The sequence below is a fragment of the Rhodococcus sp. IEGM 1406 genome (assembly GCF_030056745.1).
GTDB classification, from domain to species: domain Bacteria; phylum Actinomycetota; class Actinomycetes; order Mycobacteriales; family Mycobacteriaceae; genus Rhodococcus_F; species Rhodococcus_F erythropolis.
The window spans coordinates 253,110-266,511 of record NZ_JASHKO010000001.1 but is presented as its reverse complement, the minus strand read 5'-3'; the positions used below and the strand labels follow the sequence as shown (position 1 = coordinate 266,511).

The window sequence follows — 13,402 nt, the reverse complement described above, 5'->3', positions numbered from 1 at the left end:
TTCGTCGATGAACTCGAGACTGTTACGCGGCTCTGCGATTGCAACCGTCTCGGTACTGGCCGGCGGGTTGTTCTCCATCGTCGGCGGCGGGACCGCCTCTGCTGCCCCCGAGACCAAGAGCGTGGCCTTCACAACTGCATGCCATGTGCGCGAGATGGACGGTGCGGCAAGTCCGATCACATTCAACGAGACGCTCGGCTCGGGGGTCACCATCACCGCACCGACCACCGCGGCACCAGGTGAGACCGTCACCTACCGCGTGCAGCCGAACGAGATGAAGGCAAACAGCGGCGGCCACGCCAGCCGTGGAGTCGTGCATTGGGCCCGGATCAAGTACGACTTCGACATCCCGTCGGGCGTCGAATTCGTGAGTTCCCAGCTTGTGGCGGACAGTGCGTACGGCCTCGGATCCGACAGTGCCACTCCAACAGTCACACAGATCGACGACGGCGGTAATCCATCGGCATCCGGTACGCACCTGCGTATCTCCGGATCGAATCGGACCATCGGAAACGGTCCGTCCTCCGCGGTTCGATCGAGTGACGGCATCATCGTCGGTGCCAACACCAAGTTCCGACTCCCCGCAGTCGACGTCACAGTCCAAGCCGGTGCGGCTGGTAGCGAGATCAAGCCTTCGCTGCGAGTTTCCGATCCCGGCTCCGCCAACTACGACGACGACCGAAATGCGCTCACATTCGTCCAGCGCGAGAAGGATGTCTTCACAGTCAACTACTGGGAGCGCTACAACTGCTCCCCGCGGGACAACAGGAACTCCGGCCTCAACGCCGGTGGGCAGGCCCTGACCACCATCTACGTCAGCCAACCGACAACCACCACAATCCAGATGCCCGACTCGATCCAAGCCAGCACACCGACAGAGCTTGTCGCAAAGGTGGATCCGGCTCCGGTCAACGGAAACGTGCAGTTCAGGGTGGACGGCGCTGACGTCGGTACACCTGTCACGCCCGGTGCCGACGGCACTGCCCGGCTACCGCATACCTTCTTCACCGCCGGAACCGCGCGGGTCTCCGCAACGTTCCAGGGAGTCAACGGATTCCAGAGTTCCAACTCGACAGAGACGATGGTCACGGTGACTGCCGCACCTGTCGTCAAACAAACCGACACTGCCGTGAACGTTCCTACCGATGCAAAGACGGGCGTATCGGTGTCGCTGAGGGCGCAGGTCACGCCGACCCCCACTGGTGGCACTCTCCAGTTCAAGGATGGCGCTGCAAATATCGGTGCCCCGATCCCGGTGGGCGCTGACGGAAAAGCCACTCTGGAACACGCATTCACCTCGGCCGGATCTCATGCAGTCTCGGCCTACTACTCCGGCGCAACAGGATTCATGCCGTCGATGGCATCAGCCCAAACGGTCACCGTGTCTGATCCCGCGCCGTCCGATGTCACCACCTCGACCTCACTGGCAGCTCCTACGACGGCCAAGCAGAATGTCGCGGCAGAACTTTCCGCAACGGTCAGTCCTAATCCGGGCGGGGGTTCGGTTCAGTTCTTCGACGGTGACCAACCCATCGGACAACCCGTTGTCGTCGGAGTCGATGGTGTGGCGCGACTGACGCACACTTTCGCATCGACGGGCGATCATCCGATCAAGGCGGCATACGCCGGGCGAAGCGGATTCACGCAGTCTGCGTCGGACGAATCCGTCGTAAAGGTTTCTGCTGCGCCTGATGATGGCGGAAACGGCGGCTCGGGCAGCCTCGGTTCGCTGGGCGGTCTCTTCGGTTCCTGATCGCATTTCTCTCGACACTGTTGCCGCTGCACCGATTCGGAGCAGCGGCAACAGCATGTCGCGGCCGTAGTCATAGCACTGATTGATTGATCGATGGAGCACAAGTGTCCAGGAATTCCTTTTCTCGACGGTCGTTTCTCGCCGCCGGGGTCGGCGCGACTGCAGTCGCCGCCGCTTCCCTTCTGCCGCCGTCGCTTCAACGTGCACTGGCGACACCCGCAAACTCCGGCGGGCTCGATTCGATCGAGCATGTAGTCCTCGTCATGCAGGAGAACAGATCTTTCGACCACTACTACGGCGCTCTGAGGGGTGTTCGCGGCTTCGGGGATCCGAATGCGTTGCGTCTACGCAGCGGCCAAAGCGTCTTCGAACAACCCGGACCTACCGGTCCTGTGCTCCCCTTCCCCATCCGCGATTCCGCTGCAGCACAACGCATGGACACCCAGAACGTCACCGGGCTGGATCACAGCTGGGCGGGCGGACATGCCGCACTCGCCGACGGCTGGCACGACGGTTGGATTGCGGCAAAAACCGGTACGACGATGGCGTACTACGACCGGCAAGACATTCCCTTTCATTACGAACTGGCGGACTCGTTCACAATCTGCGACGCCTACCACTGCTCCGTTCCGACGTCGACGAGCCCCAACCGGAACTATTGGGTCTCTGGATACACCGGATACGAGCCACTTTCGCCTAATCCGACCGAGTCGGTCCTGCCTTCGGATCCGCCCGGCCCCGAGGGAAGAGCTGTAACCAATGCGGCCTACAACCCCTGGCACGCCGGCTACGGATGGACGACGGTTCCCGAGCGGTTGCAGTCCGCCGGCATTTCCTGGAAGACCTACCAAGAGTGGGACAACTTCGGAGACAACAACCTCGAATACTTCACTGCCTTCAAGAAAGTGGCGGCAGGGCTGCTTGGTCGGCCAAGCCTGCTCCCCTACGAACTGCAGACCTTGGCCGGGTTCTATCTCGCCCTGCCGTCGATGCCGGCGCCGGTCCAGGACGCAGCGGTACTGGCCCTCGAGAATGCTGCAGACCAACTGTCGCCTGCTGATCGCCAACTCTACGATCGCGCACTGTACCGATCCCGGCCCGGCACACTGGCCGCCGAGTTCAGGAAGGACGTCGAGTCGGGCCGACTGCCGCAAGTCAGTTATCTCGTTCCGTCCGAAGTGGATTCGGAGCACCCATCGGGATCGTCACCTGCGGCGAGCGCAACACTGCTCTATCAAGTGCTCGACGCCGTCGCCTCCGATCCCGATCTGTGGGCGAAGACGGCCGTGATCGTCAACTTCGACGAGAACGACGGGTACTTCGACCATGTACCGCCACCTCGACCACCGCGCTCGGTCGAAACCGAATGGGTCGGCAATCAGCCGCTCGGCCTCGGCCCGAGGGTGCCGATGACGATCATCTCGCCGTGGACTGTTGGCGGTTTCGTTTGTTCACAAGTGTTCGACCACACGTCCGTCACGCAATTCCTGGAGAAGCGGTTCGGAATCACGCAGCCGGAAATCGACCCGTGGCGACGCACGGTGAGTGGCGACCTGACGTCGGCGTTCGACTTCGCCAACCCGCGTAGCCGACCGACTTTGGCGCGCCCGCAGCCCACTCCGCCTCTGGAACCGCGGTGGACACCGACCCCACCCACCGAACAGAGAATGCCCCTGCAGGAAAGCGGCACTCGACCAGCACGGGCCCTTCCCTATCAGCCCGACGCCTACACGACGGTGAACCCGGAAACCGGCTCGTTGACGGTCCATCTGGTCAATGCCGGTGCCGCATCAACTCACCTGGCCTTGTACCCGTACGCAGGTGAGTTCGACGAGCCACGGCATTACGACCTCCTGGGCGAGGTCGATGACACCGTTGCGCTCAGTGATCGCGTCTACAGCCTGACCCTGTTGGGTCCCAATGGTTTCAGGCGCGAGTTCAGTGGAGCTACAGACAGTGCGGCAGCCTCGCTCGACGTCTCGACAACCATCGACGCAGGGTCGCGCGCGCTTGTACTGACCGCGAACAATTCCGGAAGTCGTGCACTCTCCGTCGACGTCGACGGAGACCGACGGAAGCTCGCTGCCGGCGCACGCGGCCGGTGGGCGGTGGCGTCGGTGGACGGCTGGTATCAGGCCACCGTGACGGTCGACGAAGATCTTGAATTCAAGCGCGTGCTCGTCGGACACATCGAAAACGGGCGTACCAGCGTAAGCCAACCGACGTGAATCGACACCGAGTGATCAAGACCAGATCTGAATCCTCAGTCGGACAAGTCAATCCATCCACACATCCAGGAGGAGTTTCCGTGCGCCGTATCCCACTCTCAGCATTGATAGTCGCGGGCTCACTGATACTGGGCGGCGGAATCGCCGCTGCCGAAGGTAGCCTGCCCACGTCGGGGAGCGCCGGTGGCACTTCGATGTCGCCGTCGTACCTGACCGACGACGCCGGCCGCTCCTTGATCCTGCGAGGGTTCAACACGGCGTCGAGCGCAAAAAGCGCACCCGACGGCATGCCGAAGTTCACCGAAGCCGACCTCGAACGCGAACATGCAGACATGGGAACAAATTTCGTGCGGTTCCTGATCTCCTGGCGTTCGGTCGAACCGGAACCAGGACAGTACGACCAGGAGTATCTCGACCGCGTCGAGGACCGGGTCAGCTGGTACGCCGAGCGCGGCTACAAGGTCATGCTCGACATGCATCAAGACGTCTACTCCGGCGCGATCACACCAGAGGGCAACAGCGGCAACGGCGCAGGCAACATCGGCAACGGCGCACCGGCCTGGGCGACATACATGGACGGCCTTCCGGTCAGCCCTCAAGACCGCTGGGAGCTGTACTACATCCAACCCGGCGTGATGCGCGCATTCGACAACTTCTGGAACACCACCGGCCAACACCCCGAACTGGTCGAGCACTACGCGAACGCATGGCAGGCGGTGGCCGAACGTTTTGCAGGCAATGACACCGTCGTGGCATACGACCTGATGAACGAGCCGTGGGGCGGTTCCCTCCAAGGCCCCGCGTTCGAAGGTGGGCCCCTCGCTGCCCTGTATCAGCGAACCACCAACGCCATCAGGGAAGTTGATCAGGACAGCTGGGTGTGTGTGGCCCCGCAGGCCGTCGGTGTCAACCAAGGTGTCCCCAGCGGACTCACGAAGATCAACGACCCGCGAGCCGGCGAACAGCGAATCGCCTACTGCCCACACCTGTACCCACTGCCCCTCGACCTCGGTGACGGATACTCCGGCCTCTCACGCACACTCACCGACGCGACCATCGACACCTGGCGCGACAGCGTCGAACACATCGCCGGAAACGTACTCGGCGGCGTCCCGGTCATTCTCGGCGAATTCGGGCTCGACACAACACTGCCCGGCGCAACCGACTACATCGACCGCGTCTACGCGACCGCCCGAGAACTCGGCGCGGGCGTCTCGTACTGGTCCAGTGATCCGGGGCCTTGGGGCCCGTACCTGCCGGACGGAACACAGACACTCCTCGTCGACACCCTGAACAGGCCGTATCCGCGTGCCGTCGCTGGCACACCCACCGAATGGTCCTCGAGCGTTGACCGCCTTCAGTTGACGTTCACCCCGAACCCCGCGGTGACGGCACCGACCGAGATCTACCTACCCGAGAGCGGCTTTCCCGGCGGCGTCGACGTCGCAGGCGCCGACATCGTGAACTGGAACCCCCAAAGCCGGCTTCTCACAGTGGAAACCGCGGACGACGCGGGCCCCGTCACAGTCACGGTGACGCCGGCAAGCTGATCGCGAGCGTCGAAGTTCCTGGATATTTGTCCAGTTCTTTCGTAACGTACAAGCGACGGGTGATCAGCCGACGGAAGGCGAGTATGTCCACGGAGAAGATGTCTGTCCAAGATCGTGTTGCGCGGGTGGTGCTCGATGTCGTTGGCGCCTTACCGACCGGCGCGCAGCGCATTCTCGGTGGCAAGCCGAAGGAGATCGACGGACAGACTCTGCACCCCGAGATCCAGCTTGCACTGCGATTGCTCTCGGCAGTGGAAGGTACGAGCTTCGAGCATCTTCCGGTCGAAGAGGGACGAGCTCAGATCGACGCCGAATCGCGACTGTTCGGCGGTACGCCCATCGACATCGAAACGGTTCGCGACCTCGAGATCCCGGCCGGAGACCACGCGATTTCCGCTCGGCTGTATCGCCCGGCCGGGGTCTACACGCCCGCTCCACTTTTGGTGTACTTCCACGGCGGCGGGTTCGTCCTCGGCAGCCTCGAGAGCGGCGACAGTGTGTGCCGCTTCCTGGCCCGCCACGGCGAAGTCAGTGTGCTGTCGGTGGACTACCGGCTGGCACCGGAGTTCCCCTTTCCCGCCGGGATCGACGACGCCGTCGCCGCATTCCGGTACTGCGTCGAACATGCCGCGGAACTGGGCGCCGATCCGAAATCCATTGCAGTGGGCGGAGACAGCGCCGGCGGGAACCTGGCTGCCGTCGTCGCGCAGTCCACGACCGAAGACGACGTCAAACCCGCATTCCAACTGCTCTTCTTTCCCTGGGTGGACCTTTCGTCGAAGCGCCCGTCGCACAAGATGTTCGGCACCGACTTCTTTCTCACCGACGCCCAACTCGACTGGTATGCAGCCCATTACCTGTCGGGCGGCACTTCGGCTCTCGACCCGCGAGTCTCACCGCTGCTCACTCCGGACCTGGCCGGCCTACCGCCCGCGTACGTTGCGATCGCCGGTTTCGACCCACTACGCGACGAGGGCGAAGCGTATGCGAACCGGCTGCGAGAGGCCGGAGTCCCGGTCGCACTGAGGCGTCACAGCGGTTTGATCCATGCCTTCGTCAACACCACCGGCGTCGGCCACACCGGACAAGACGCGATGTTCGAGGCCTGTGGCGCTCTGCGAGTTGGACTTTCGGGCCCGCGCTGAGGGCACGTCAGGAAACGGGGAGTGCCAGATCCGCCCACTCGACCATCGCTTCGAGCACGGAGCGCAGTTCCATCCCCGTCGCGGTGAGTTCGTACTCCACTCGCGGCGGCACCTCGGCGTAAGCAGTCCGGGTCACCAGGTCGAACTCCTCGAAACGTTTGAGCCTGGCCGACAGTGTCCTTGGACTGATGCCGGGCAAAGCGCGTCGTAGTTCCGTGAAGCGCATGGGGCCGTGCGTGAGCTCACGAACGATCAGCGTTGCCCACGGTCCGTCCAGGACCAGCAGGAAGCGCGCGACGCCGCACTCCGGAAGAACGTGACCTGATTCACTCATCGAGTCTCCATTAGTTCACTTGAAGTAACTGGTTCCCGATGTGAACTATAGGCGTCATGACTTACACAGTGCATGGCGCCACCGGCGCACAGGGTTCTCCCGTTCTCGCAGGATTGGTCGCGGCTCTCGCCGGATCGGCAGGGGCCGAAGTCCGAGCAATCACGCGTAACCCTGACCAGACGTTCGAGGGTGCGAACACCGTCGTCGCGGACAATGCGTCAGTCGACTCTCTCGCCGACGCTTATCGCGGGGCGGACGGGGTGTTCTTTCACCTGCCACTCGCCGGAGACACCGAGACGCTAGCTGGTTATGCCCACAATGTTCTGGCTGCAGCGAGAGCGGCGCGCCCTTCGCGGTTCGTGATCTCTACCAGCGGCACGGTGATCGGCGACGCTACTTCGCCGCTTGCCGGTCCCAACACACCCGTTCTCTCCGAGCTCGTCGACGGACTTCGCGCCGAAGGCATCGCGGTGACCGTTCTGACCCCACGTTTGTTCCTCGAGAATCTTCTTCTGCCCACTGTGCTGTCGGGAGTGAAAGACGAAGGCGTCCTGCGTTACCCACTGCGTGCCGATCTCGCGGTCGCATGGAGTTCACATCTCGACGTCGCTGATGCAGCCGTCGCGGCCCTGACTCTCGACGTAGCACCGGACGCGGTCGACATCGGACAGATTCCGGCGATCACCGGTATCGAATTGGCCGAGGCATTCGCCGAACACTTCTCGCGCGCGGTAACTTTCGAAGCCGTAACACCCGATGCCTTCGGTGCATCGATTGCGCCGATCATCGGAGCGGGTGCAGCAGCCGGGGTTTCCCAGCTCTACACGGGACTCGAATCTGCCGACAGCGTCGCGTTCGACTCCGCGACGGGTTCTACTGCTGCCTTGGGTATCACTGCCCGCAGCACGCGGGCCTGGCTGGCAGATCTCGGGGTGAACTGACCGGACAACGCAAAAGGCCGGCTCCGCGAAGTATCGCGTGGAGCCGGCCGATTTCCGGGGTTACCGGTGCGTGCGGGTCTTCAACTGGCGGTTCAGCTGCCGACTCCCGAAGTCCAGACCGGCACCGTCACTGGTGGCCAGCACGGTGAGTCCAGCGGCGACCAGCAACGAAATAAGCACAACGCTCATGGTGAGTCACCTTTCTTCCTGTCGTGAAACGGTTTTGCGCCTCCGGGAAATGCCGACATATCCGGCACCCCACTTCAGCTGACCTCAAAGTATCTGTAACTATGGGTTACGCGCAATGTGTGGTCCCTCACCTGAAAGCGCAGGGTGATGCGCAGATCACGCTGCATTCGATGGCGGACTTACCCGGCCAGAACCATGCTCACGAATTCGTCGGCGAGCGCGTGAGCGTCCGCACCGCTGCCAGGAACCACATCTGGCGCACTGTGCACCAATTGCATCTGCCCCAGGTACATCGAATAGGCAAGTACGCCACGATGTTCCGCTTTCTGCCTGTCCATCCCCAGATCGACCAACAACGTCACGATGTAGGCGACTCGACGCTCGGTGACACGTCGAACCGCCGCCGAAACCACAGGATGGTCGATCCCGGCAAGCAGTTCCAACTCCGCACGGCGACCGGCCAGTCCGGTTGTGACCGCGTCGACCAGGCGACGCAACCTCACCTCTGCCGGTTCGCCGGAGGCCTCGACGGAAGAGATCAGTCGCTCGGTTGCCAGAACTTCCCATCGATCGAGCGCAGCCTGCAGCAATTCGTCACGGTTCGCAAAATGCCAATAGAAGGAACCCTTGGTCGATCCCAGCGTGCGTGCCACCTTCTCCACAGCGACGGCACCTGGCCCGTGGCTGTTCAGAGCCTCGAAAGCAGCATCGATCCACTGATCGCGGGAGAGTCGGGCGCGGGCATTCGTCACCTCCGTACGGTACCGTATGGGTAAGTTCCATACGGTACCGTACGGAGGATGAAATGACACTCGCATTCAAGGCAATGCCTGCACCGGACTGGGCTGAAGCCACCACGATCACCATCCCGTCTGTTCCGACCCATACATCCGAGGAGTGGGCGCAGGCAGTCTTCGACGTCAGGAATGTCCCCGCACCAGTCCTCGCGATGTTCTGGCTCAGGGAGCGGGTAGTCGGACTGCTCGGCGTCGCCAAGGGACGCCCGGACACCTTTGCCGTCGACAAGATCGCCGACGGCGAGGCCCTCATCGAAGCGGACGAGAAACACCTACGATTCGTCGCCTCGGTTCAGGCCGACAACGACGCCGGTCTCCTGCACGTCGTCACTGCCGTGGAGCTGAAGAACCGCGCGGGCCGAATCTACTTCGCACCAGTTCAGGTACTACACGGCGTGATCACGCGGGCGATGATGACGTCTGCTCGAAAGAGACTGTGCACGTGATCAACCGTCCGGACCGCCCTTGAGTTCGAGGCTGATCTGATCGGCATCCAGCGCGGCCAGTGCCGATCCGAGCATCCGTGCGTCGAACAGGCCGTCGTCCCGCGCGTCGAGTAGCGCTTGGCGCTGCGCGTCGATCACGTCGAGCCGGGTCTTCTTCTTCGACTGCCCCTCGGGTGGAACGAAACTCGCAGAAGCATCCTCGAGGAGAGCGAGCAAACGTCGATGTTCGTCGAGTTCGGAATCGGTGAGGTCCTGCGCTGCCGGACCGACCGCCACTACGACGCGCTTCAACGTCCCACCCTGAAGGATCAACGAGCCGGCTGCGACCAGGAACGCCACCAAGATCAGAAGCGATCGACTCGGAGTGTCTTCCGGAAGAGTCTGCGCGGCAGCCAGAGTGACCGCTCCGCGCATACCGGCCCAGATGACGATCGCCCCTTCACGCCATCCCAACGGCGCGGCAAGGTAGTAATCGATATCGGCAACCGTCCGCCGCACCCGAATCTTGAACCGTTCCATCTGATTCGCCGAAGGCGCCCGGCGCCTGCTACGCCGCCCTTCGTCCGGTGGGTAATCCTCTGGATTGTCGAGACGATTCGCGATGTCGGAGAGTCTGGGTTTCATGCGTTCGCGAAAGTTTGCCCGCGCTTGGAGTGCTCGCAGTAGCGGCGCGACGTACAGAGCCCGAACCAAGATCGTGAGGAACAGTGCACCCGCAGCGACGAAGAATGCGGTGGGTATTCCCTCGTGGTCGACCCGGACATCGTCGACTATCGACGAGAGTTCGAGGCCCATCACCAGGAAGATCGCACCTTCGAGGACCAGTTCGACTGTGCGCCAGTTCTGGGAGTCCGACAACCGATGACGCGGCGAGAGCTTCCGAGGAGCGTCGTAGCCGGTGACGAGCCCGGCCACGACGGCAGCAACCAACCCCGATGCACCCAACTCTTCGGCGGGGATCGCGGCCAGAAACGGCACCGTGAACGAGATGACCGTGTTGACCGTCGAGTCGGTGACACGGGCACGAACCATCAGGTTGACCTTGCCGACGACAACACCGATGACCGCGGCCACGACGACGGCAAAAGCGAACTTGCCCAACACACTCCACAGCGATACCGACGCGGCCGCTCCGGCGATGGCAGTACGCAACAGGACCAGAGCGGTGGCGTCGTTGAGCAGGCTTTCGCCTTCGAGGATCGACACCACCCGCGGCGAGACCGGGAGTTTCTTGACGATGGACGTCGCGACGGCATCCGTCGGGCTCACGATCGCGCCGAGTGCAATGCCCCACCAGATGCCGAGTCCTGGTATCACCCACGAGAAGAACACACCGAGAACAAGCGCACTCACCACGACGAGGAGAACTGAGAGCCCACCGATAGCACCGAATTCACGCCGAAACTCCATCGACGGCATCGAGACCGAAGCTGAGTACAGCAGCGGCGGAAGCACACCCGCGAGAATCCATTCCGGATCGATGTCCACCGCTGGGACAAAGGGGAGGAGGCTGACAACGATCCCGGCCATCACCAGAATCAGCGGCGCCGCGACTCCGATCCGCGCCCCCAGCGTCGAGGCGGCGACGATTCCGAGTAGTCCCAGCACAACGATGATCAGAGCATCCACAGTTCCCCCGCACTCCGGCTTGTGTACCCCGCTCTTTTTACACCTGTGCCGGCGCCGGGGGCGAGACCCGCCACGCGACGGCGATCAGAAGAACCGTGAATGCCGAAGCAGGCCACAGAGCGTGAAGGCCGATCCACCGATGAACGAGCGCACCGACTACCGCGCCCGCGATCAACCCCGCGCACATCCCGAAGTGCTGCAGCCACGCCCACTTCGGGCCGCCCAGAAAGGCTCCGGTGAGACGCTGGCCCATCTTGACCAGCGCACCGGTCATGTATGTGACACCGATCGTCACCTCACCGTCGCGTTGGAACACCGAGTTGACGGCTCCCATCGCCAGGGCCATCGCCGAAATCGCGCCTGGGGTGACGTCGAGGCTGCTCATCACCGAACCGATGGCCAGCAGTCCAGCCACAACCGCAAGAACTGTGACCTTGCGGGTCCGGACGGAGTACCGCTCCGTGAAGTGGGTGACGACGGTTCCCAGCGCGATTCCCAGGAGGAAGAGCACGATGATGCCGCCTGCCACCCGCGCGGTCGACCACACCCCGTCGGCAAATGCGACGCTCGCCTGCGTCATGTTGCCGCTCATGAACGAAACGAAAGGCCCACCGAGCGTGATGAATCCGAGCGCGTCGACGTAACCGGCCAACCCGGCGAGCGCTGTCGCCAGGCCGATCAGCGACCTGCTGTATCCCGTCACCCGACGAGCTCGGTTCAGCTCAGCTTGCTGGTGCGCAGCTCGTGGCCCTTGGACGTCTTGCAGCGGCCGGTCTCGAGATCCCACTGCCAGCCGTGCAGATCGCAGGTGAGGTTGGTGCCGTCGACGACACCGAACTTCGACAGGTCAGCCTTGAGGTGGGGGCAACGACGCTGAATCTCGTAGCCACCCAACTCGATAGACGCGCTGTCGTCGTGCGCCTCGGCGAACCAGCCGTCGGCGTATGCGATGCGCTCGTCGGTGAGGCACTTGAAGAACGTGTAGAGGAACTCGTTGTACCCACCGATGCGCCACGCCGTGAAGCGTGTCGACAGGAAAATGGTGTTGACCCAGTCTGGCTCGTCGTCACGCAGAACGGTGCGAACCAGTTCGGGAGCAATGCGGAAGCCGTAGCGGTACTTACCTTCTCCGTCGATGGGCTCGCGAACGATCCGCTTCGGGAAGTCGAGGACGACAGTCTCCTCTCCCATCACGAGTCCGACGGGGTAGCCGATTCCGTCGCAGATCAGATCGGACTGCGCCATGATCGGCTCGAACTTGGCCTTCAGACCGTCGAGCAGCGGCTCGCCTTCGGCCGGAGCCCACGTAGCCTTCTGCGCGGCGATGACCGGTGCCATCTTCTGCGCCATCTTCTCGATGTACTCGGCCTTGTTCGAGAAGATCTTGTCGACGTCCGCGTCCGGGATGGGATGCGTCAGGGCAACCTTCTCGCTTCCCCGAAGTTCGACGGTCGAGCCGGGGATCATCAGCAGACCACGATCGTTGCCGTTGATGCGCATCTGCTCGAGGAACGTGATCTGGTCGGGGAAGATGTTTCCCTCGTCGCCGTGATCGTCGTTGAGGTAACGCAGGTCGTCGTCGAGGAAGACCGGCGGGCCGGCCGACGGGACAACCCAGGCAGCGTCGACCTGGGAGATGTAGTTGCGGCAGCGGTCCATGCCGCGCTGACGCTTCTGCTTGCCGAAGTTGCGCTTGGTGCCCTTCGGGATGTCGTAGACCATCGGGTACCAAATCGCGCCCGAGTACTGCAGCAGATGGATGTCGACCTTCCCGAAGGCGTCGGTCAGCGGGTCGAGGTCGACGGGCCTGGCGTCGTTCATGTTGAAACAGGTGGTCTCCCCGTCCGAGACGACCAGGCCTGAGTCACCGATCGGACCGTCCGCGGGAGCGCGCAAAGCGATGATCATGATGTCGAGATCGCCCTTGGGACCGCTGACGGTGTGCTTGACGGAGTCTTCCGTCTCGAAGAACTTGTGGAAGCCGAGCTTCTCGAGCTCACGCTTGAGGTCCGGCACCGGGTAATCGGGGAGCAGGACGGTGGCGTCCTTGTTGACGTGCGCGATCAGGTTCTTCGGATCGAAGTGGTCCTTGTGCAGGTGCGAGACGTAGAGGTAGTCGCAATTGCCCAGCGCGTCCCAGTCCAGCTCGGTGTTGTCGGGGAACGGCACCCAGGACGCGAAATACGTCGGGGTCACCCATGGATCACACAGGATGGATCCGGCCTCGGTCTGGATGTGAAATCCTGCGTGGCCGACGCTGGTGATCTGCATTGCAACCTCCGAAATCGTACTGCTGGTGCACCCAGCATAGTCGGCGCCATCAGGGCCAAATCGCGATCGAGGAGGCGGCGGGTTGTGACGTCATGCACGTCAAAGGTCGAAAGTGGGTT

Annotated in this window: 12 protein-coding genes; 6 read left to right on the top strand and 6 right to left on the bottom strand. The window is 62.8% G+C overall.

Annotation, left to right across the window (positions count from 1 at the left end; translation table 11 throughout):
• Positions 1 to 7: 7 nt before the first annotated feature.
• From QM596_RS01280 to QM596_RS01265, 4 genes are all read left to right on the top strand, one after another.
• On the top strand, positions 8 to 1,753 hold the full coding sequence (locus QM596_RS01280; protein ID WP_283307876.1) for an Ig-like domain-containing protein: 1,746 nt from the start codon (positions 8 to 10) through the stop codon (positions 1,751 to 1,753).
• A gap of 104 nt (positions 1,754 to 1,857) precedes the next feature.
• Positions 1,858 to 3,981 carry a phosphocholine-specific phospholipase C gene (locus QM596_RS01275; protein ID WP_021345970.1) on the top strand — a complete coding sequence of 708 codons (2,124 nt, stop codon included), beginning with the start codon at positions 1,858 to 1,860 and terminating at the stop codon, positions 3,979 to 3,981.
• Between the two features lie 80 nt (positions 3,982 to 4,061).
• Positions 4,062 to 5,531: a cellulase family glycosylhydrolase gene (locus QM596_RS01270; RefSeq protein WP_283307875.1), complete on the top strand. Its 1,470-nt coding sequence runs from the start codon at positions 4,062 to 4,064 to the stop codon at positions 5,529 to 5,531.
• A 98-nt stretch (positions 5,532 to 5,629) separates the two neighbouring features.
• Complete coding sequence (locus QM596_RS01265) at positions 5,630 to 6,676, top strand: alpha/beta hydrolase (RefSeq protein WP_502943361.1); 1,047 nt, start codon at positions 5,630 to 5,632, stop codon at positions 6,674 to 6,676.
• A 7-nt stretch (positions 6,677 to 6,683) separates the two neighbouring features.
• On the opposite strand, the gene QM596_RS01260 is transcribed toward QM596_RS01265, so the two are convergent.
• Positions 6,684 to 7,010 (bottom strand): winged helix-turn-helix transcriptional regulator, encoded by a 327-nt coding sequence (locus QM596_RS01260; protein WP_019745900.1) that lies wholly within the window; start codon positions 7,008 to 7,010, stop codon positions 6,684 to 6,686.
• 56 nt (positions 7,011 to 7,066) lie between these two features.
• On the opposite strand from QM596_RS01260, the gene QM596_RS01255 reads away from it, so the two are divergent.
• Positions 7,067 to 7,951 (top strand): SDR family oxidoreductase, encoded by an 885-nt coding sequence (locus QM596_RS01255; RefSeq protein ID WP_046379550.1) that lies wholly within the window; start codon positions 7,067 to 7,069, stop codon positions 7,949 to 7,951.
• Between the two features lie 60 nt (positions 7,952 to 8,011).
• On the opposite strand, the gene QM596_RS01250 is transcribed toward QM596_RS01255, so the two are convergent.
• Both QM596_RS01250 and QM596_RS01245 read right to left on the bottom strand, forming a co-directional pair.
• A complete protein-coding gene (locus tag QM596_RS01250) occupies positions 8,012 to 8,140 on the bottom strand; it encodes a hypothetical protein (protein ID WP_003943237.1) in 129 nt (42 codons plus the stop codon).
• Positions 8,141 to 8,319: 179 nt separating this feature from the next.
• Positions 8,320 to 8,892 carry a TetR/AcrR family transcriptional regulator gene (locus QM596_RS01245; RefSeq protein ID WP_283307873.1) on the bottom strand — a complete coding sequence of 191 codons (573 nt, stop codon included), beginning with the start codon at positions 8,890 to 8,892 and terminating at the stop codon, positions 8,320 to 8,322.
• Positions 8,893 to 8,945: 53 nt separating this feature from the next.
• Here QM596_RS01245 and QM596_RS01240 point away from each other — a divergent pair, with 53 nt between their 5' ends.
• A complete protein-coding gene (locus QM596_RS01240; protein WP_283307872.1) occupies positions 8,946 to 9,383 on the top strand; it encodes a DUF2867 domain-containing protein in 438 nt (145 codons plus the stop codon).
• Here the strand turns inward: QM596_RS01240 and QM596_RS01235 are convergent, their stop codons facing one another.
• From QM596_RS01235 to QM596_RS01225, 3 genes are read right to left on the bottom strand one after another with little or no spacing between them, the layout of a single operon-like run.
• A complete protein-coding gene (locus QM596_RS01235; protein WP_264613535.1) occupies positions 9,384 to 11,012 on the bottom strand; it encodes a cation:proton antiporter in 1,629 nt (542 codons plus the stop codon).
• Between the two features lie 37 nt (positions 11,013 to 11,049).
• The gene (locus QM596_RS01230; RefSeq protein WP_019745905.1) at positions 11,050 to 11,715 is read right to left on the bottom strand and encodes a YoaK family protein; all 666 of its coding nucleotides are present in this window, start codon (positions 11,713 to 11,715) and stop codon (positions 11,050 to 11,052) included.
• A 14-nt stretch (positions 11,716 to 11,729) separates the two neighbouring features.
• Entirely contained in the window at positions 11,730 to 13,283 is a 1,554-nt protein-coding gene (locus tag QM596_RS01225; RefSeq protein WP_021345977.1) for an MBL fold metallo-hydrolase, read from the bottom strand.
• Between the last annotated feature and the right edge of the window lie 119 nt (positions 13,284 to 13,402).